The following is a 20,748-nucleotide window of genomic DNA, read 5'->3' as shown; positions in this document are numbered from 1 at the left end:
TAAGACAACTGAGAGCACAACAGTAAGCGGTTCTAAGACAACTAAGAACACATCAACATCTGTAAGCGGTTCTAAGACAACTCAGAGCACAACAGTAAGCGGTTCAAAGACAACTAAGAACACATCAACATCTGTAAGCGGTTCTAAGACAACTCAGAGCACAACAGTAAGCGGCTCTAAGACAACTGAGAGCACAAGCACAACTAATAAGACAACTCAGAAGGATATCAGTATCACAACATCAACAAATGGTACAGATATCGGCGGAACAGACCTCACTCGTGAGACATCAACTTCCACAACAGTATCTTCTGAGACAACAACTTCAAGCTCAACAACATCAACAACATCAACAACAAGCGAAGGATACAAGGGCTCTTACGCTGTAATCGAGACTCAGGTAGGTTACTACTTCAGCCACGATAACGGAATCCGTGAAAACGGCAAGACAGGCGGCTTTAGTAAGGGTCAGGTCAAGACACTGAAGATAATTGATGTTTATGATGGTGGTCGTGAAGTAGAGAGAACATCCATAAATATGGATCTCATCAATTACAACGGCGAAACACCTGAGTCTATCTACAATTCACGTACACACGTTCCGAAGGTAACAACTATCGACGACTTCAAGTATGATGTACCTGTATACTACGGTGATACAGCTCTTACAGATAAGGACGGAAACGCTCTTACAGTAACAGCATACATCGGCGTAAAGGGCGATATCACTCTTGATAATATGGTTGACGCAGTAGACGCTTCATCAGCACTTCGTTATTATGCACTCCTTTCATCTAATGGAAGAGAGCCATATGACGTAATACTCCAGAACACAAAGGCTGGTTTAGCAGTACTTTCACCAACTGACGAGCTTGACGAGCTTGCTGCATTCCTCGGCGACGTAAACCAGAACGAGTGGAGCGAAGACAACTGGAGCAAGAAGAAGAATGAAAGACGTGTAGATGCAAATGATGCTTCACTGATCCTTTCATTCTACGCAAAGAACTCTTCTTCTGACAACAATGACAAGTCTGTAAATGATATCTGGAACGAAGTTCTTGGTACATTAAGATTTGGCAAATAAAAGTCACTAAAAAGCAGGTCGCAAGACCTGCTTTTTTTACAAAAAATACCGCTTGACGAATAAATAAAAGAGTGATATAATTTGTCATGAAAAAAGAAAAAAGTGACCCTTTTTGTGACAAAAACGTCATATAAAAGAAGGGGGAAAGTTCGTATTGAAGCCATTTAAGCAATGAAATAATACGGAAAGTTCATTCGACCAAAAATATTACGAAACATATACGTTTTGATTGTGAAATAAGCACAAAAAAGGATATTATTAATCGTCAATAATTTTGGGGAAAAATACGCTGTTCTGCTTGACTTATTGGCGTTTGTGTGATAAAATGTAGTTATGAATTTTTGGGTGAGGTATAGGCAAATTAGGATACCTTTCCCGAAATTAAGCCTGATGCAGGGAGCTATCACACAGAATTTCTACTCCTTCAAGGCGCGAATAAACATGTTAGAGAGGTATAGAACGATGAAGAACTCATTATTCAAGAGAGCTGTAGCAGCAGTCGCAACTGTCCCGCTTGCTTTCACACAGTGTCTCACTTTTGCAAACGCTGTATCAAATGATGCTGTTCAGGAGACAGCAAAAGTTCAGTCCACAGGTCGCGATCCGCTTACACTTCAGCAGCTGCTTGAAATTAAGCCCGGTGAGTCTGAGGCAAAATGGTATGATCACGTAAATACAATGCTCCGTCTTGCAGGATCTAAGGAAAAGGGCGGTCTTATTGATCTTTCCAAGTATAAGGACGAGATCTTAAGCAAGGCAGGAAAGTTCAAGGAGCTTGCAGCTTACGGCCTTTCACTTGTAAATGATGTTAAGTACACTATCACAGAAGACGGTGACATCATCATCAGCGGTAAGGTCGATGAACCAAACATCAATCTCCCGATAGCATATACACCAGGTGAGGCTATTGCAAAGCTCGCACAGGGCGCTAACGTTCCAGGACTTACAGATATTGATTTCTCTTCTGTAAAGGTCGGCGGCGAATTCAAGATCACACTCCTTACTTCAGCACTTGACCACGGTTCAAAGTTTGAAGTAAAGGGCGAGTACAAAACTGCTGACGGTACATACGGCTTATCAGAGCTTCCAGCATTTGCTAAGGCAAAGACAGAGGAAGTAAGAGCTATTGGTCTTCAGTCAATCGAAGAGAAGTTCCCTGCTGAGATCGTAGAAGAAGGTAAGCAGAAGTTCAACAACGAGATCGACAAGTATATAAGAAATATTGATAAGGCTATCAATTACGAGAAAAGATTACTCGCTACAACAAGATCCTTCCACGAGGACAATGTTGCTGGCATCATTGCAGATGCTAATGAGAACCTCGCAGCTCACAAGCGTACAAAGAAGTTCCAGATCCCTGCAACAGCTACAGCAATTTCTCAGAAGTCTATCTTCGTTAGGGTGTTAGAGAACATCGTTAAGTCTGTAGGCGAGCAGTACATCAGTACTTCAGCTGCTGAGCTTGGTGCTTTCGGCGACACATTATATAATGTTGACCTCAAGTTCGGTGCTGGTTCAGCTGTTTTAACTGGTTTCTTCCCTGATGCAGAGCAGGCAGCTGTTAAGGCATGGGTCGAGAATGAGAAGAAGGATACATTTATTTCTTCTGAGAAAAAGGTTACAGTTAAGGTAAACTTCAAGCCTGCTGCAAACAGTGATTCAGGTGATGTTGACATAAGAATCGAGAGAAATCTCGTAACAGCACCAGGTACTACAACAGCTACAACAACTAAGATCACAACTTCTGTTTCAACAACAGCAGAGACAACAAAGAAGACAACATCTTCTTCAACAACAGCTAAGACAACATCATCTTCAACTGAGTCAACTAAGAAGACAACATCTTCAACATCAACAACAGCTAAGACAACATCTTCTTCAACTGAGTCAACAAAGAAGACAACATCTTCTTCAACAACAGCTAAGACAACATCATCTTCAACTGAATCAACAAAGAAGACAACATCTTCTTCAACAACAGCTAAGACAACATCATCTTCAACTGAATCAACAAAGAAGACAACATCTTCTTCAACATCAACAACAGCTAAGACAACATCTTCAACAACTGAGTCAACAAAGAAGACAACATCTTCAACATCAACAACATCAACAACTTCTTCTACAACATCAACAACTCTCCCACAGGCTACAACTTCACTCGTTGCTTCATATGTAACATATGATACTGAGACTGCATTCTACCTCAACATTGAAGACGAGTTCGACAAGAACCAGTTCAGCAACGTTAAGCTCCACAAGAGATACGTTGAGGGTTACGTACTTAACGGCGAGAAGGTAAATACAAGAGAGTTTGAGGAAGTTACTGACATCACTGCTGATGTAAACTTCGGTACAGCAACTCCTTCAGATACATATAAGAGCAACAATGCTTCATTCAAGTATGATATTGCTCTCTATGCAAACGGTGAAGCACTCAAGCTCGAGAACGGTAAGCCTGCTACAGTAACAGCTTATATCGCTCTCAAGGGCGACGTTGACCTCGATAACAAGGTTGACGCAGCTGACGCATCACAGGTACTTGCTTACTATGCAAAGAACTCCACAAACGAAAATGGTTCAGTTTACGATAACAAGCTTTCAGCAAACAAGACTCTTGTAACTTCACCTACAGACATCTATGATGAGTTCGCAGCATTCCTCGGCGATGTTCACACATCAGCTGACAAGCCTGTAACAAGATATACTAAGAAGGATAAGAGACTTGTTGATGCAAACGACGCTTCTAATATCCTTGCATTCTACGCTAAGAGATCTGTAAGCGATAAAGAAACAGATAAGGAAATCTGGGACCTCGTTATAAAGAAGTAAGTAAAATAACGACATTCAAGAAGTGACATAAAGATAAAGAATGTTCAATCTGCCGTCTTTACGGCGGCAGGTGACATATATATATCCAAAACTATCTGAAAGGAAATAATAACAATGAAGAAGAATACTTTAAAGAGTACAGTAGCTGCTCTTGCTGTTTCTGCTCTTGCACTTTCAACAACAGCTATGACAGCTTTCGCTGGTGCAGCTGGCGGAGAACAGAAATATGATATTGGAAACCTTGATTTAAGTAAGGCAACAGTAAAGCCTACTCTTACAATCAAGACTGATAATATCACAATTGAAGAGGCTAAGGCTAACCCGGTTCGTAAAATTACATTAACAGTTGATGGCGCTAACAAGAAGTACGCTGCAACTGGTATTCACATCTCTTATGATGAGAGACTTACAATAGTTCCTAACGATGATGACGAGCTCGCTACAAAGGGCGAAGCTGGTTCTACTCTCGGTCAGGAAATCCAGCCTGACGGTACACACGGTTTCTTCGTAGCTACAGACTGTTCAGGAGACAAGGGTAAGGATGGCGTTCTTTGGTCATTCGATCTCAAGCTTCCTGCAAACGCTAAGGCTGGCGACAAGTACCCAGTAGAGATCATCTACAAGTCAAAGCCAACAGCTGAGGACCTTTTCACAAACGTTGCTAAGGACGAGGAAGGTCAGCTCATGCAGGCTTACGTATTCACACAGGGTATCGTTCAGGGTGGTATCTTTATCGAGGGTACAACTACAACATCTTCAACAACAACTACTACTACAACTACTACAACTACAACAACTACATCTACTACAACAACTTCAACTACTACAACATCTGGCTCATCTACAACATCTACAACAACATCTTCTCGCTCTACATCAACAACAACTAAGGGCACAGCTAAGACAACAGCTAAGCCAACAACAACTAAGGCTAAGACAACTGGTAAGAACCAGGATGCTTCTAAGACAGGTGTTGCTGGTGTAGGCGTAGCAGTTGCAGGTCTTGCAATCGCTGTAGGTACAGCATTCGCACTCAGAAAGAAGGAAGACTAATTAATTAGTCGTCATTCAACTGAATAATTAAAGGCTCTCCGATTGGAGAGCCTTTTTTTAATCCTTTTGTGTCGGAGGTGTCCAGTTGATACCGCCCCAGCCGTCCACGTTTGCGCGTTTCATCGCACCGAAAAGCCTGTCCTTGAAGCCGTGATCCTTGCGCTCCATATCAATAAGGAACTCCTTGGTCTTCTGGCGGTTAGTGTGTCCGTCGGCAGGACAAACAGACTTTACAACAGGCAGCTCACAGCGTCGGGCAGCTCTGCGAATCTCCTTCTCGGGAGCAAGAACAAGCGGACGTATTACCGTGACATTTTTGTGGGTAAGGTAAGTGCTCGGAGCAAAACAGCCGATGCGCCCCTCAGTGAATAGGTTCATGACGAAAGTCTCAACAGCGTCATCGTAGTTGTGTCCCAGAGCGACCTTGTTGCAGCCCAGCTCGTTTGCCGCATCGTGAAGCGCACCGCGTCTCATACGCGCACAAAGACTGCATGGATTAGGCTCCTTGCGGACATCGAAAACGATCTCGCCGATCTGAGTCTTTATAACATGGTATTCCGTGCCGCTTTTATTGCAGAGCTCAGCAACAGGGGAGAAATCAGGCGTTGTGCCCGTGAAGCCCATGTCGAGAGTAACGCCGACAACTTCGTAGTCAATACCGATAAATCTTTTAAGTAAAACCAGTCCCTGTAAAAGCACAAGACTGTCCTTTCCGCCCGAAACTCCTACAAGAATTCGGTCGCCGTCGTTTATAAGCCCGTATTCATGTATTGCCTTCCTCATATATCCAAGAATTTTCTGCATAAATACCTCCGCAAAGTATTTTTTTATTATTATAACATATTTTAAGAATTTTTGCAATTACAACTTGCAAATCGCAGTGAAATATATTATAATATTAATATGGAATTTTTCTGTTGTTACGCTGATTTTCGCTCGTTGCAGCTGATCCGCGACAAGCAGCCTAATTCCATATAGCACAAATCTAAGAAAGGAGCGGCGTATTTAAACGCCTGCAACGTAATGACACCACAGCTAAGAAATCTGCTAATTCTACTGGCGGCAATTGCAATAATACTCATACTCATAATGCTTCTTTTCAGTGGAAAAAGCTCGTTCAGACGAGTGATCTCCCTTTTCCTTGAGGAGCGTACCGATGAAGACGGCGGTGAAATGCCAAGAAAGATGCAGGCTGGCGGAAAGACTCCGACAGACCGTAGAAAAAGTGCTTCGGACGAACCAACGCAGAAACGAACTTCAGAACCGATCGTAGAAATGGCAACGCTTATAAGAAAAAGCGATGACCGACTCAGAGTAATAGAAAGCACAGGACAGGTAAAACTTGTCGATGAATATTATGAGCTTGTTTTCGTGACCAGAAAGGGTCAGAAGCTGAAGATCGAGTGCTCGGCTGAGGCATATGACAAAGTGCCCTTCAACCAGCAGGGATCTCTTACATACAAGCGTAATACCCTCGTGAAGTTCAAGTACTACGAGGACACTGTTTTCAATTAACATGAGAAGGGCGGCGCAATGTCGCCCTGTTTTGATTTAACCACGACTGGAGAGAAAGAGAGAATGGTAAGCTTCAACAATGACTGGGACGAGCTGCTCAAGAATGAATTTACCAAGGAGTATTACTTGCAGCTTCGTCAGAAGCTGATAAACGAGTACAGAACTCAGGTGATATACCCGAATATGTATGACATTTTTAACGCAATGAAGTACACTTCCTACGACGATGTGAAGTGCGTTATCATCGGTCAGGATCCCTATCATGGCGAGGGTCAGGCTCATGGTCTGAGCTTCTCGGTGCGAAAGGGGATAGCTCCGCCGCCGTCCCTTGTAAATATTTTCAAGGAGATACGCGACGATGTGGGCATCGACAACCTCGGCAAGCACGGCGAGCTTACAAAATGGGCTCAGGAGGGCGTATTGCTGCTCAATTCGGTGCTGACAGTCCGCGCAAATCAGGCACGAAGCCACCACGGACTGGGCTGGGAGAACTTCACTACCGATGTTATAAAGCTCCTGAATGAGCGTGAAAAGCCTATGGTGTTCCTGCTCTGGGGCGGAGATGCAAAGGCTAAGCAGCAGTTCATAACAAATCCCGCGCACCTTGTACTTAAAGCTGCACACCCAAGTCCGCTTTCTGCGTACAACGGCTTCTTCGGGTGCAGACATTTCTCGAAAACAAATGAGTTTCTCCGTGCCAGAGGTCTTGGAGAGATAGACTGGTCAATAGACTGAACGGAGGATAATAATGCATATAAAAGAACTTTTCAAAAACAAGACACTTTTTTCCTTTGAGGTATTTCCCCCAAAGAAAACAAGTCCGATAGATGTGATATACAGCACTCTCGACGAGCTTAACGGCTTGAAGCCCGACTTCATAAGCGTTACTTTCGGCGCAGGCGGAAGCGGCAACAGCAAGTACGCTCTGGAGATCGCTTCGAGGATCAAGAAAAGCGGCATAACACCTATGCTGCATCTCCCGTGCATAAATTTCACGAAGGCTGAGATAGATTCGGCTCTCAATGAGGCACAGGAGCGCGGCATTGAGAATATTCTCGCCCTCAGAGGCGATATAAACCCTGATATTCCTCCTGTAGAGGAGTTCAGATATGCCAGTGACCTTATAACCTACATAAAGTCAAAGGGCGATTTCGACATTGCGGGAGCTTGCTACCCTGAGTGCCACCCCGATGCAGAAGATCTCGTTGAGGACATCAAAAATCTCCGCAAAAAGGTCGAGGCAGGTGCAGATCATCTTATAACGCAGCTTTTCTTTGACAATGAGCACTTCTACGATTTCCGCGAGAAGGCTGCCATAGCAGGCATAGATGTGCCGATAGAAGCAGGAATAATGCCTGTTGTAAACAAGAACCAGATAGAGCGCATGGTGACTACCTGCGGTGCGAGCCTTCCGTCAAAGTTCGTGCGCATAATGACCAAATACGAACATAACCCCGAAGCGCTGCGTGATGCAGGTATAGCATATGCCGTGAATCAGATAGTTGACCTCGTGGCAAGCGGCGTGGACGGTATCCACCTTTACACTATGAACAATCCTTACGTTGCCCGCAAGATAAGCGAGGCAGTATCAGGGATAATAGGTGCATAATGGAGCTTTCCCCTATATCTAAATCAGAAGCAGCACGGTATATGGGCGTAAAAGGTACGCCAGACCAAGCCGTTGCGGAGCTTCTTGACCGCGCGGAAAAAATAGTACGCGAAAAAATTCACCCGAAATACGTTTACATCGAAACAGATGTTACCTTTACCGATGAGGGAGTTGTCCTCGGAGCAATGTCCGTTCCGCTTACAGGTGAGGACATAAAGCGGCATCTCAGGGGCTGCAATAAGGCGATACTTATGGCGGCTACGCTTACTCAGGAGGCTGATAAGCTCATAAGACAGACTGCCGTTACAAATATGGCGAAGTCCCTTGCTATCGACTGCCTGTGCAGTGCTGCCGTTGAGCAGGTCTGCGACAGAGCAGAGGAGGAGATATTCTCACGCTGCGATGCTCCCTACAGAACATGGCGGTTCAGCCCTGGGTACGGCGACTTTCCGTTGTCACTTCAGAAAAGCTTCCTGCTGGCACTGAACGCCCAGCGCCGAATAGGTCTGACAGTGACAGATAGCAGCTTACTGATACCGTCAAAATCGGTCACTGCGATCATCGGAATGTCGGACAGCCCCGTCGAGCGCGGCGGTCGCGGCTGCACAATATGTAATATGCGTGAAAACTGCGCATATAGGGCAAAAGGTAACAGATGTCACGGTTGATATGTGCATATAAGCTGAATTATATCACCGTATAAATACACAATATGTGGTAAACGCACTACAAATGCGTATAAAACTTATGAAATATACATATTGACATAAATAGTACAAAAGTGATATAATTAAGAAGAAGTGTATAAGAATAATTGTGACTATTAGATGGATAAATTGTAAAGTAATGGGCGATATTAAAAGGAGTTTGAAGATGAAAAGAGCAAGAAATTTCATTTCAGCATTGCTTATGGTAGCTATGTCAATGTCTCTCCTTGCTTGCAGCAGTAAAAAGGACGATAAACCTAAATACGATAAGGAACTGGATTCGGAAGTAAGAGAAGAGATACATCAGAATGCGGAAAAGTCAGACCTCCTCACAGGTGACAAACTGGAAAACGGTGTCATCAAATGGCTCTCTGACTGGGATATCAATCCCGACGGCACAGGTAAGAACGTTCCGACAGATCTGGCTGTTTTTCAGGAGCGCTACGGCGGCTCCGTGAAGTACTACAGCTGTACATATAATGACAGATACGAGAAGCTGACTGAGTATATAAGCTCAGGCGAGGGCATAGACTTCTTCTATGGAGGCAATCTCGACGCATTCCCTAAGGGCGCTATTAAGAAGATGTTCGTACCTGCCGATGATTATATTGATCTTGATTCTCCTTTATGGGAGGATGTAAAAGATATAAATGACCAGTTTATCTGGAATAATAAGCATTATATGGTAAGTGTCGATGCTAAAGGCGATAATGTAGCGGTGGTATACAACCGTAAAACTGTCGCAGAAGCAGGTCTCGAAGACCCTGCAGACCTCTATGCAAGGGGAGAGTGGACTTGGAATACTTTCCAGGATATGCTCGAAAGGTATGTTGACAATGATAATGAGAAGTATGGAATAGACGGTTGGTGGTTCGAGTTCGGACTTATGAACACCATAGGCAAACCGCCTGTTAGTCTCGAAAACGGAAAGCTGGTGAGTAATATCGGTGATCCGTCTATGGAACGTGTACAGAACTGGATGTACGACCTTTATCAGAAGGGCTGTATAGCCATCGGTGAACGTTTTGCATGGAAGGAACACCCTGAATATGTTGGTGAAGGAAAGACGCTTTTTTATCCTGTAGGACTGTATGAGTTCTACAAGGAAAAGAAACAATGGGCAGGAACATTCGGCGAAGATGTATTCTTTGTTCCTATGCCAAAAGACCCCGAAGCCGATGAGTATTACATACCAACGGGCCTTGAGTCGTATATGTTCGTCAGCGGCGGTTCTAACCCCGAGGGCGTGGCAAAATATCTTGACTGCAAGCGCTTCCTGTATCTCGACGAGGATACCAAGGCGCTGTCAGATAAACAGTTCTTAGACGACTATGGCTGGACTCAGGAAATGATAGACATGAAAAACAGTATGCAGGAGCTCGCTGTGGCAAATCCTGTCATAGATATATCCAAGGGTATATCCAAAGACTGCGGAGACCTCCTTGATGATAATCTGAGATTATCTGCAAGAGGTGTACCGTGGAACGAGACATATGACGCTATCTCTGCTACAGTGGATAAGTATCTTGCAAATATTAATGCTGATCCTGAATCAGCAGATATTGATTAATGTATATAAATAGAATAGCTTTTCACTTTGGGGCTAAATAAAAATATTTAAAAAGAAAAAATATGTTTGATAGTTTTTTTGATTAGAGGATATAATATTGATATTATTTAAGCTTTAGAAAGGAGGCTATGATCATGGAGAAGGTACTAGTTACTGGTGGCTGCGGATTAATAGGTCAGCATATTTGCTCAGGACTGTTAAAAAAAGGCTACGAGGTCATAGCTGTCGACAGAGAGGAATCAGGGTATAACGAAGGCAAGCTTCACTATTCGTCGATTCAGTGCGATCCAACAGACAAAAATGCGATTGCGGAGGTTTTTGAAAACAATAAATTTGACATTGTTATACACGCGGCTTGTACAGTCGATAATGACTTAGGTCCTATTGTCGATGATAAGCAAATGAGTGACTCTGCCTCTATCGACAGGTTCATTTACCGCTATGCAATGACGGAGAACGTTAAGAAGCTGATACTGCTCAGTACAGATCAGGTCTATCAGTTCCCCAAGACGAGAGAGCCGATCCGTGAGGACAGCGATCTCAAACCCGTAACAAACTATGCTCGCATGAAGTATAGCTCAGAAAAGGCGCTTATAAGCGAATTACAGCATCATAAAAACGGTGTCATAGGCTGTATAATAAGATTTTCACCTGTTTATACAAAGGAATTTACAGATAATCTTACTGCTAAGATCACAGACCCTAAGGACGGCACGAATTTTGTGTTCGGCGAGGGACAGTATGGCTTCCAGATGTGCTGTGTGCATAATCTTGTAGACTTCATACTCTGTTATCTCAAAAATGCAGAAGATAAGTCAAGTGAGGGCTTCTATAATGTTAGCGACAAGCTGCTGATATCAGCTTCTGATATCATTACATTTATGAGAGCAAATCACAGACTTGGAGCTGTTATACAGAGACACCCTGTAGGCACGATCGGCAAGATAAAGGGCTTGTTCTCGGTAAATAAGGAAGAAAAAAGCAATTACCGTTTCCTTGACCTCGGAAAGCTCGAAAACAATAATATGCTGGATAATACCAGAGCGAGTAAATTCGCATCCTTCCGCTGGGATATCCACAATACAAAGTAAACAATACAAAAATACGGCTGTACGATATGTACAGCCGTTTTCTTATTCAATGACAGTGTAGTTATCCGCCGCATTTTCCTTGGTAGCGTACTCGGTAACATTGAGCACCTTGACCTTCAGCGGGCGTGTTCCCATATTTATCTCGATGATATCGCCGACCTTAACATCGTAAGAAGCTCTTGCGACCTTGCCGTTTACGACTATCTTTTCAGCGTCGCAGGCATCGTTTGCAACAGTTCTGCGCTTTATAAGACGGGTTATCTTGAGGTATTTGTCGAGTCTCATAATAATATCTCCCTTCAATTTATAAAAATCAAAAAAAGGGACAGCGAACTGTCCCTCTTTTGGAATTACTTGTTAACAGCTTCCTTGAGACCTCTGCCAGCCTTGAAAGCAGGAGCTTTGCATGGGGGGCATACCATCTTAGTCTTTGTCTTAGGATTGATGCAAGTCTTTTCGCCTCTTTCACGAACCTCGAAAGTACCGAAGCCAGTGATGGAGACCTTATCACCATTCTCAAGAGATTCCTGGATAGCTGTAAGAGTTGCTTCCAGAGCAGCAGAAGCGTCCTTCTTAGTACAGTTAGCCTTATCTGCGATAGAATTAATAAGTTCAGTCTTAGTCATTTTTTTGTTCCTCCGTTTTACTAATTATTGATTTTGCCTTGTCCCAGTAAGTGTCAAGCGCCTCAATAGGAAGATTTTTCATGTCGAGATCGTCTGCTGTGACTAACTCCTCGGTAACAGAGAAGCGTTTAATGAATTTTTCTGTAGCAGATTTGAGTGCAAGTTCTGCGTCCACACCGAGATGCCTTGCGGCATTCACGCATGAGAACAGCAGATCGCCGATCTCTTCCTCAATATTAGCCTTATCGCCGTTAGCGATAGCAGCGTCGAGTTCAGATTTCTCGTTTTCGATACAAGCAACAGCATCATCGGCACAGCGGAAGTCCATACCTGCTCTCATAGCTCTTTTGCCGACTTTCTGGGCTCTCATAAGAGCGGGAAGTGATTTTGCAACGCTTGTGAGGGTGTCGGTATATCTTTCCTGACCTTTTGTCTCCATTTTTATAGCGTCCCAGTTTTTGAGCACCTGATCGGTGGTCTTAGCTGTGACATCGCCAAAAACGTGGGGATGACGTATAATAAGCTTTTTGCAGATCTCGTCGCACACATCGCCGAAGGTAAACGAACCTGTTTCCTCCTCGATCCTGCAATGGAAAACGACCTGAAGCAGAACGTCGCCCAGCTCTTCACGGAGAAGCTCTGCGTCCTCGAGGTCGATAGCCTCGATAGCTTCGCAGGTCTCTTCAATGAAATCGCTCTTAATGGACTTATGAGTTTGTTCTCTGTCCCACGGGCAGCCGCCCTCGCCTCTAAGAAGTCTGACAATGTCGAGCAGATCCTCAATAGAATAATGCTCTTTCTGCTGATATTCAACCATAGGAAAACACTCCATTAAAGACGGGCTATGTTATATAATACCCTAATTTTTATCAAAATGCAACCTTTTTTTTACAATTTTGTTAATTTCGTAGAAGATAACACTTTGTAAGGTGAAGGTTTGTATATTTCTACTAAATAATTACAGTTAGTTATATCTATAAAGCGGCTGTAAAACAGCCGCTTTTGCTTTATCTATCGACAAATCCAACCTTGTGGAATACCTTTGATACGATCCTGCCGGAGTATCTGAGAGCCTTTTCAGCACCCTCTGTATAACACTGTTTGAGATAAGCCTTGTCAGCACTGAGCTTTGCAAACTCAGTACGTATCGGTTCAAGGTGATCTGCAACAGTCTCACCGACAGCGAGCTTGAAATCGCCGTATCCCTTGCCTGCGAACTCAGCTTCGATAGCCTTGAAGTCCTTGCCTGTAGCACAGGAGTAGATAGTCATGAGGTTATTGATACCGTCCTTGCCTTCGCGGAAGCAGACTTCCGCTTCGCTGTCTGTAACAGCTCTTTTGCACTTACGGATAATAGTGTCCTTATCATCGAGAATGAGGATACAAGCGTTTGGATTCTCGTCGGATTTGGACATCTTCTTGGTAGGATCCTGAAGTGACATTACTTTTGCGCCCACATCGAGTATATACGGCTCAGGCAGAGTGAAGAAGTCGCCGTAGCGCTGATTGAAGCGCTGAGCGATATTTCTTGCGAGTTCGAGGTGCTGTTTCTGGTCAACGCCCACAGGAACGAGATCCGCATTGTAAGCGAGGATATCCGCAGCCATAAGGGAGGGATATGTGAAAAGACCTGCATTTACGTCGTCGGGGTGCTTCTGGCTCTTGTCCTTGAACTGAGTCATACGTGAAAGCTCACCGAACTGAGTATTACAGCAGAGCACCCAGTTGAGCATTGCGTGTGTAGGGGCATGGCTCTGTATAAAGAGTATGGACTTCTGAGGGTCGATTCCGCAAGCCATGAGCAGAGCATATGAATTGAGCGAGTTCTGTCTGAGCTTTGCGGGTTCCTGTTTTACGGTTATAGCGTGCATATCTGCAACGCAGTAGATGCTGTTGAACTGTTCCTGTAAAGGAGCCCAGTTGCGAATAGCACCTATGTAGTTACCGAGGGTAAATGTGCCTGTTGGCTGTATAGCACTGAAGATCAGCTTTTTATCGTCCATTTACAGTGGTCTCCTTACTTAGCAGCTTTTCTTCTGTCAGCTTCGTCCTTGAGCTGGCAGTTTCTGATCTCATTGAGAACGCGCTGATAGAGTACATAGAATGTACGGAGCTCCTGCTCCTCCTCGGGGATAAGACCAGCCTTTATCTCTGTCTTGTAAACGCCGCCCTTTGTGAGAAGGAAGATATAGTTTGTTCTGTCCTTAGGGAGGTCATAGCTCTTTGTCTTCTGACATTTCGGAAGGAGCTGACCTGCGTTTGCAACGAGAGTGTGAGCAGCCTGAACGAGGTTGCGGTACTTCTGAGAAGCTCCTGTATACTCGCCGCCGTTGTTGAAGTAAACGTTAGCAGCGCCGTTGATGAAGCATACCATAGTTGTAAGTACCTCGGAAGACATAGGAATGTCGATAACAACGCCGAAAACGTCGTTTTTCTTGATTGTTCCTGCGAAGTACTGAGCAGGGAAGTTGATAGCCTGACCTCTTGTCATCAGGTATTTCTGTGTGACATTATATCTGTCTGTCATTCTGTTTGGCATAATAGATTATCCTTTCAAATAGAATTGTTTTTATTCTCAATCGAGCATTTCTCTTGTCATGCGGGCAAGAATATCCATGCCCTTCTTTATCTGCTCGTTTGTAGGTGTTGAGTAATTGAGTCTGAACGAGTGGCTTACTTCGTCAGTTTCTATGCTGAACGAATTGCCCGGTACAACAGCGATCTTGTACTGCTGTACAGCCTTGCGGCAGAACTCATTCATATCGCAGTTCTCGGGGAGATCGCACCATACGAATAGTCCGCCCTGGGGCTTTACGTAGTGTATCTTCTTTGAGAACTCGTTGTCGATGTAATCGCACATGAGGTCACATTTTTCCTTGTAGATAGCGCGGAGCTTCTTGAAGTGAGCCTCTCTGTCAACAGTCGACATGAATCTGTGGGATACTACCTGAGCCCACATATTTGAGTGAACGTCAGCGACCTGCTTGCAGACTACCATTTTCTGTATGATAGGAGCAGGTGCCGAGCAGTAGCCTGTTCTGAAGCCTGAGGAGATTATCTTCGAGAATGTGCTGGAGTATATTACTCTGCCCTCGGTATCGAAGCTCTTTATGCAGGGAACGTTCTCGCCTGCGAAGCGGAGCTCGCCGTAAGGATCGTCCTCAAGTATAATGAAGTCGTATTTGCAGGCAAGCTCGTATACAGCCTTGCGCTTTGCAAGTGACATTGTCTTGCCTGTAGGGTTCTGGAAATTAGGGATAAGATAGAGCAGCTTGACGTTCTTCTCTGTTTTGAGAGCATTTTCCAGCTTTTCGAGGTCGATGCCGTCGTCTTCCATCTCAATGCCCTTGAGGTGAACGTTGTATGAGCGGAAAGCGTTGAGCGAACCAATGAAGCTCGGGGACTCGCAGAGGAGAGTATCTCCTTCATTGAGAAGCACCTTGCAGGAGAGTTCGTTAGCCTGCTGACCGCCAGAAGTGATGATAAGGTCATCAAATTCCTTATGGAAACAGCCCTTTTCTGTCATCCAGCCTTTGAGGAAGTCGCGGAGCGGAGTATAACCTTCTGTGACGCTGTACTGGAGAGCGAGGATAGGATCATCTCTGAGGAGCTCTGCTGAGATCTCAGCGATCCTTTCCTTTGGAAATGCTTCAGGAGCAGGGTTGCCTGCTGCGAAAGAAATGACCTCGGGGTCTGCGGTAAATTTAAGGATCTCTCTGATAGCAGAAGCCTGAAGTTTGCTTACCTTATCTGAGAATTTATAATCCATGATAAAAACCAGCCTTTCGTCTGTTTGTTGATTATTTATTGTGCTTGTCCTGCCGCATGGAATGGCAGGAGCGAGCTGTGTATAGTTTGCAGTTAGCTTATCTTATATATTATAACACATAAATCAGATTTCTGCAACATATATTTTTGTGAAAATGTTATTTTCTTTTATGCATAAAGACAGGTTCGGGAGGGATAAGTACTGAAGAGGCAGGATTTCATAAAAGGCTCGATAATTCTCATGATATCGGCAGCGGCGGCAAAGCTGCTGGGAGCAGTTTTCAAGATACCGCTCACTAATATACTCGGCGGCATAGGCATGAGCTACTTCAGTTGTGCATACAGTCTTTTCATGCCTGTCTATGCGCTGACGGTAACAGGTCTGAGCTCGGCTGTAGCGCGTATCACAGCTCAGAGTGCGGCTCTGGGAATGTACGGCAACGCATTGAAGGTGAGGCGTGTGGCACTGGTGATGTTTTCGGGAGCAGGACTTCTCGGCTGTCTGCTCATGCTTCTGCTTGCCCGTCCGTTCAGCGTATACAGCATAGACAGTCCCGAAGCGGCTGCGGCGGTAGCCATGATAGCACCTGCGGTGTTCTTTGGCTGCATAACAGCGGTGGAACGCGGATACTATGAGGGGATGAGCAATATGTACCCCACAGCCTTCTCGCAGGTGGCAGAGGGCGTGATAAAGGCAGGTGCGGGACTTCTGCTGTGCAGGTACGTCTGTGACCATCCTGATGTGGTGCTGAGGTATCTTCCTTACGTCACCGATGTACGTGCGGCTGCGGCGGCGGCAGGTATACTCGGCGTGACCGCATCAACAGCTGGAGCGGCTCTTCTTTTTGGGATTATGCGGCTTTTTGTGCGCAGACCCTGCGGCGGAGAGAAACACGTCATGAGCAGCAGAGCCATAGCAAAGGAGTTGACTGCGACTGCACTTCCTGTTGGAGTCAGCGCTGTCGTGACGAATCTTACTGCACTTATAGATATGTGGACGGTGATCGGCTGCATTTCTTATTTCGGGAGCAGAGCCGCGATGCCTGTAGGAGTGTCTGCCGAGGAGCTTCCGCATTTTATATATGGCTCGTTTGCCGGTATAGCACTCACAGTGTTCAATCTTGTGCCCTCGGTAACGAATATGCTGGGCAAGGGAGCGCTTACGTGCATGACTGCTGCTTACGAGAGTAAAGACCGCTCTGCAATGGAGCAGGGAGCGGTTCAGGCTCTGCTCACGGCTGTTATCATATCTGTGCCTGCGGCGGTGGGACTGCTTTTGTTTGCGCCCGAGGTGCTGGAGTTCCTCTATCCAAGGCAGAGCGATGAAGCAGCGGTATGCGTGAATGCTCTGCGGTGCCTTATGGCTGGAATGGTGTTCCTGTGCGTGTCGTATCCTCTGTTCAGTATGCTGCAAGCTATCGGAAAGACGACAGCTCCCCTGAAGATAATGCTTGTCGGCACAGGGGCAAAGCTTGTGGGAAATCTGCTGCTTATCCCGATAATGGGCGTGGACGGAGCAGCATTGTCCACATCGTTGTGCTACGGGATAATACTGGTGATCTCCCTGAGAGTATTCATATGTACTGCAAAGATAAGGATAAGTGCAGCACCGTTTATAAGGGTCTTGTACGCAGGAGCTGTGTGCGGTGGAGCTGCATATCTCGCATCGTCACTGATATGTAGGACAGATGCTTCTGTGCTTTTAAGGCTTCTGCTTTCGGGAGTTGTCGGCGGCGGAGCGTATCTTGCTGTGTTGATAGCTACGTCCGTCAGACATAATAGAACATCTGTGAGAGACAGCCATACTAAATATATATCAGCGTGAATATATCTTGACATTCCTCTGCGATGTGTGGTATACTTATATAAATAAAAATGCCGTTTATCGGTTTGTAAACTATTCGGAGGATAGAAAAAATGAAAACAAGAAGACTTTCAGGGCTCCTGCTCGCAGCGCTTATAGCAGCGACTGCTTCAACAGGCTGCCTTAGCAATAAAAAGAAAACATTAGCACAGAAGGAGAACAATGAGCCCCGTCCGACAGCAGCAAGTCATTCACCTGTTGACCTTTCAAAGATCGGCACTAATGTTATAAATGGTGAGATCGGAAAAGAGGTCGAAGCAAATGACACTGTTTTCACACTCAATTCTGTTATTGATGCAGGAGTGCGTGATAATGAAAAGAAGTTCATATATTTCGATATCACGCTCAAGAACAATACTGCAAATGCGTACAGCCTCAGCACAATAAATAACTTCTATATTACTATACCTGAGGGAGATATCTACTCGGATGTACAGACTCAGCTTTATGCAAAGAGCCATTTCGCTGAAGACAAGTATTATGTAGACCCGTTCGATATCCCGTCAAACGGACAGTTCAGCGGTTTGGTAGGCGGCTTCAAGCTTGAGGAAAATGCCAACAGCTTTGAAGTGAGCTTCTATCCTACGGGAGATGACCCGAATAATAAGGAGACAGTTATCAAGTATGAAATAACTGCTGATGACATTCAGGCTCCTTCTGATGATATCGTAAAATAAAAGCTGCATTTAAGCGGAGTACTCATATAGAAACTTTACACGAAATAATCGGGTGGAACCTTTCTGAGGAAAGGTTCCTCTGACCGAGGCGTTCCCCTCTGTCACTGCGTGACATCTCCCCACACTGCGGGGAGTCACCCCCGTACCCCTTTCCAAAGACTTTTAGCTGATTTTTTCTATGATAAAGCCCCTTTGTAATTAATACAAAGGGGCTTTATCATAGAAAAAATGAAATAACGGTCTTGAAGAAATACAGAGAAAATCTTCTTCAAAAGGGTTTTCCTCAATATCTCACGTAAAAACTTCTGTATAAGCACCAAGCTTATAGTGCAGCTTTTTTCATTTTCTTATGCCTTTTTCTTTCAGGTATTCTGTAAAGCTCTTGTCGGTCTGGTTTGAAGAAAAAAGAGCATAATAAGCAAGAACTGCCGATGCATCAACGGAATCTATCTTGCCGTCGGCGTTTACGTCGCAAACAGCGATCTCGTTTTCGGTCGCTGTTCCTCCTGTGGAGAGAGCAGCGAACTTCCTGAGAATATTTGAAGCGTCAACGGAATCTGTTTTTCCGTCATTGTTAGCATCTCCGAGTGTGTATGAAGGTGCTGCTGTGGTAGTTGTTACAGTAGAAGTTGTAGCTGATGCAGTAGTTTTTGGCGCAGTGCTTGTGGTGTCGATCATTTGTGGATCAACTTCGATATATCCCTGTTCAATGCCTTGTGTGAACACCCATGCTTCCATGAGCTGTCCGTCCTCGTCCATTAAAGCATTTGTGAAAAGATCGGAATTCTTATTGTAGTATATATTTATAGGAAATTTTCCGCCTTGTTTCAGATCGTCGGGCAGCTTTACCTTAAAGTTGAACATCACGCCGTCTTTGCCAAGATCCTGAGAACCTGCGATCACTGCTCTGAAACCGTGCGCGGTGTCAGGTACGAAAGTAGCTGTAACACGCGATAAAGCAGGACCTTTTGACGCGATATCACCGTCCTCGGTCTTGACAATGGTGAGCCTTTCGTCGGTTCTGATGGAGAAGCCTGCTGTAGCATAGGCTTTTTCTGCATCTTTTATGCAGACGAATACGTTCTGCATGGGAGCGTTTACGTAATCTTCGTAAGATAATTTCAGCGATTTTATATAGATAGTGGGTTTGGTTTTTGCTTTTGAGACATCAAGTCCGTTAAGTTCATATTCGTCGCCCATGGGCTTGCCTGCTGAAAAAGCCTGTAAAGATGATGAAACGAGCAGCATGGATACTGCTGATATCGCAGCGATGATACGTTTTAGGCTATTTTTCATATTAGTTCCTCCATGAATAATAATACAGTAATTAATGCTGTTGGTAATATTATATCACAAAGTGCTGCTCGTTTCAACCGTAAAAAACTGTTTTATTTTCTTATGCCCGTTGCTTTAAGGAAATCTAAAAACGGGGTTGCGTAATTATTAAGCGAACTGAAAAGTGTATAAGCGATGATAGCTGAAGCGTCAAGAGAATCAACTATTTTGTCGCCGTTTACGTCGAAGATAGCGATCATCATATCCGAGACCTGACCGCCTGCGGAGATATGAGCTACCAGCAGAAGTATTCTTGTAGCATCAAGAGAATCTATTTTGCCGTCGTTGTTGGTATCGCCGATAGGCTGTGAAGTTTTGGGCTGTACTTTGATGAAGCCCTGTTCGATACCCTGTGAGAACAGTGATGCTTCCATGAGCTTGCTGTTGTCATCAACATCAATGTTGGTGAAAAGGTCGTTCTCCTTGTTGTAGTAGAGCTCGATAGGGAATGTACCCCCCTTATCGCTGATATTGTCGGGGAGCTTTACAGTGAAGCTGAACATTTCTCCGTCACGGCCAACGTTATCAGGAGATGCTACGATCGCTCTGAAACCGTGATCGGTATCATGACAGAACATAGAGTGACATGATCTCAGAGCTTTTCCGGGAACAGCGAGCTCGTCATCTTCATCTTTTATGAGCGTGAGCCTGTCATCAAATCTGATGGTGAAGCCTGCATTAGCATAAGCTTTCTGAGCGCCCGAGATAGAGACACTGACAGTCCTTACAGGATTTGAGATAGCTTCTTCATAAGGGATCTCTTCTTGGCTTATGGTAATGACTGGGGTGGTCTGAGCCTTCGAGAGGTCAAGTTCGCTGAGGTCGTATTCGTCGCCCAGGGCTTTACCTGCTGCAAAGACTTGTGTGGTGGTGGATACGAACAGTAATGATACTGCCGTTGTGAATGAGATGATTTTTGCGAACAGATTTTTCATAGTTTTTCCCTCCAAAGATAAAAGATTTTTGCAGGGACATTATAACACATTAAAATCCAAATTGCAATAAATTAGTAATCGT

Annotated in this window: 19 protein-coding genes and 1 pseudogene; 11 read left to right on the top strand and 9 right to left on the bottom strand. The window is 44.7% G+C overall.

From position 1 onward, the window contains the following. The 3 genes and pseudogenes from K6G33_RS13175 to K6G33_RS13165 all read left to right on the top strand — a co-directional run. A pseudogene (locus K6G33_RS13175) lies at window positions 1-1,084 on the top strand (hypothetical protein); the annotation flags it as partial. Between the two features lie 462 nt (window positions 1,085-1,546). Continuing rightward, window positions 1,547-3,916 (top strand): hypothetical protein, encoded by a 2,370-nt coding sequence (locus K6G33_RS13170; protein ID WP_296780336.1) that lies wholly within the window; start codon window positions 1,547-1,549, stop codon window positions 3,914-3,916. A 114-nt stretch (window positions 3,917-4,030) separates the two neighbouring features. Continuing rightward, a complete protein-coding gene (locus K6G33_RS13165; RefSeq protein WP_296780333.1) occupies window positions 4,031-4,969 on the top strand; it encodes an NPXTG-anchored protein in 939 nt (312 codons plus the stop codon). A gap of 57 nt (window positions 4,970-5,026) precedes the next feature. Here the strand turns inward: K6G33_RS13165 and K6G33_RS13160 are convergent, their stop codons facing one another. After that, complete coding sequence (locus K6G33_RS13160) at window positions 5,027-5,773, bottom strand: ATP-binding protein (protein WP_296780331.1); 747 nt, start codon at window positions 5,771-5,773, stop codon at window positions 5,027-5,029. 219 nt (window positions 5,774-5,992) lie between these two features. On the opposite strand from K6G33_RS13160, the gene K6G33_RS13155 reads away from it, so the two are divergent. The 6 genes from K6G33_RS13155 to K6G33_RS13130 all read left to right on the top strand — a co-directional run bounded on the left by K6G33_RS13155 (window position 5,993) and on the right by K6G33_RS13130 (window position 11,461). After that, the gene (locus K6G33_RS13155; protein WP_296780328.1) at window positions 5,993-6,484 is read left to right on the top strand and encodes a hypothetical protein; all 492 of its coding nucleotides are present in this window, start codon (window positions 5,993-5,995) and stop codon (window positions 6,482-6,484) included. Between the two features lie 63 nt (window positions 6,485-6,547). Further along, window positions 6,548-7,219 (top strand): uracil-DNA glycosylase, encoded by a 672-nt coding sequence (locus K6G33_RS13150; protein WP_296780326.1) that lies wholly within the window; start codon window positions 6,548-6,550, stop codon window positions 7,217-7,219. Between the two features lie 13 nt (window positions 7,220-7,232). Next, window positions 7,233-8,093: a methylenetetrahydrofolate reductase [NAD(P)H] gene (metF, locus tag K6G33_RS13145; RefSeq protein WP_296780323.1), complete on the top strand. Its 861-nt coding sequence runs from the start codon at window positions 7,233-7,235 to the stop codon at window positions 8,091-8,093. Between the two features lie 41 nt (window positions 8,094-8,134). Further along, window positions 8,135-8,761 (top strand): vitamin B12 dependent-methionine synthase activation domain-containing protein, encoded by a 627-nt coding sequence (locus tag K6G33_RS13140; RefSeq protein ID WP_296780321.1) that lies wholly within the window; start codon window positions 8,135-8,137, stop codon window positions 8,759-8,761. Between the two features lie 205 nt (window positions 8,762-8,966). Further along, the gene (locus K6G33_RS13135; RefSeq protein ID WP_296780318.1) at window positions 8,967-10,370 is read left to right on the top strand and encodes an ABC transporter substrate-binding protein; all 1,404 of its coding nucleotides are present in this window, start codon (window positions 8,967-8,969) and stop codon (window positions 10,368-10,370) included. A gap of 134 nt (window positions 10,371-10,504) precedes the next feature. Next, window positions 10,505-11,461, top strand: a complete 957-nt coding sequence (locus tag K6G33_RS13130; RefSeq protein WP_296780316.1) for an NAD(P)-dependent oxidoreductase — start codon at window positions 10,505-10,507, stop codon at window positions 11,459-11,461. Between the two features lie 42 nt (window positions 11,462-11,503). Here the strand turns inward: K6G33_RS13130 and K6G33_RS13125 are convergent, their stop codons facing one another. The 6 genes from K6G33_RS13125 to K6G33_RS13100 all read right to left on the bottom strand — a co-directional run bounded on the left by K6G33_RS13125 (window position 11,504) and on the right by K6G33_RS13100 (window position 15,856). Then, complete coding sequence (locus K6G33_RS13125; RefSeq protein WP_296780313.1) at window positions 11,504-11,746, bottom strand: RNA-binding S4 domain-containing protein; 243 nt, start codon at window positions 11,744-11,746, stop codon at window positions 11,504-11,506. Window positions 11,747-11,811: 65 nt separating this feature from the next. Further along, a complete protein-coding gene (locus K6G33_RS13120; RefSeq protein WP_296780311.1) occupies window positions 11,812-12,087 on the bottom strand; it encodes an HU family DNA-binding protein in 276 nt (91 codons plus the stop codon). Continuing rightward, window positions 12,080-12,904, bottom strand: a complete 825-nt coding sequence (mazG, locus tag K6G33_RS13115; RefSeq protein ID WP_296780308.1) for a nucleoside triphosphate pyrophosphohydrolase — start codon at window positions 12,902-12,904, stop codon at window positions 12,080-12,082. Before mazG ends, K6G33_RS13120 begins: the two co-directional genes overlap by 8 nt. A 190-nt stretch (window positions 12,905-13,094) precedes the next feature. Beyond that, the gene (trpS, locus tag K6G33_RS13110) at window positions 13,095-14,090 is read right to left on the bottom strand and encodes a tryptophan--tRNA ligase (RefSeq protein ID WP_296780305.1); all 996 of its coding nucleotides are present in this window, start codon (window positions 14,088-14,090) and stop codon (window positions 13,095-13,097) included. Window positions 14,091-14,104: 14 nt separating this feature from the next. Further along, entirely contained in the window at window positions 14,105-14,626 is a 522-nt protein-coding gene (locus K6G33_RS13105; RefSeq protein WP_296780303.1) for a hypothetical protein, read from the bottom strand. A gap of 36 nt (window positions 14,627-14,662) precedes the next feature. After that, entirely contained in the window at window positions 14,663-15,856 is a 1,194-nt protein-coding gene (locus K6G33_RS13100; protein WP_296780301.1) for a PLP-dependent aminotransferase family protein, read from the bottom strand. A 201-nt stretch (window positions 15,857-16,057) separates the two neighbouring features. On the opposite strand from K6G33_RS13100, the gene K6G33_RS13095 reads away from it, so the two are divergent. Beyond that, window positions 16,058-17,680 carry a polysaccharide biosynthesis C-terminal domain-containing protein gene (locus K6G33_RS13095; protein WP_296780338.1) on the top strand — a complete coding sequence of 541 codons (1,623 nt, stop codon included), beginning with the start codon at window positions 16,058-16,060 and terminating at the stop codon, window positions 17,678-17,680. 92 nt (window positions 17,681-17,772) lie between these two features. Further along, on the top strand, window positions 17,773-18,396 hold the full coding sequence (locus K6G33_RS13090; protein WP_296780298.1) for a DUF4352 domain-containing protein: 624 nt from the start codon (window positions 17,773-17,775) through the stop codon (window positions 18,394-18,396). A 339-nt stretch (window positions 18,397-18,735) separates the two neighbouring features. On the opposite strand, the gene K6G33_RS13085 is transcribed toward K6G33_RS13090, so the two are convergent. Then, entirely contained in the window at window positions 18,736-19,692 is a 957-nt protein-coding gene (locus tag K6G33_RS13085) for a dockerin type I domain-containing protein (protein ID WP_296780295.1), read from the bottom strand. A 92-nt stretch (window positions 19,693-19,784) separates the two neighbouring features. Next, window positions 19,785-20,666, bottom strand: coding sequence for a dockerin type I domain-containing protein (locus tag K6G33_RS13080; RefSeq protein WP_296780293.1), 882 nt, complete (start codon window positions 20,664-20,666; stop codon window positions 19,785-19,787). Window positions 20,667-20,748: the final 82 nt, after the last annotated feature.

Origin of the sequence: Ruminococcus sp., from assembly GCF_024691275.1 — a bacterium.
Lineage (GTDB): Bacteria > Bacillota > Clostridia > Oscillospirales > Ruminococcaceae > Ruminococcus.
Note: the sequence above shows the minus strand (reverse complement) of the source record. Positions and strands in the feature narration are given on the sequence as shown.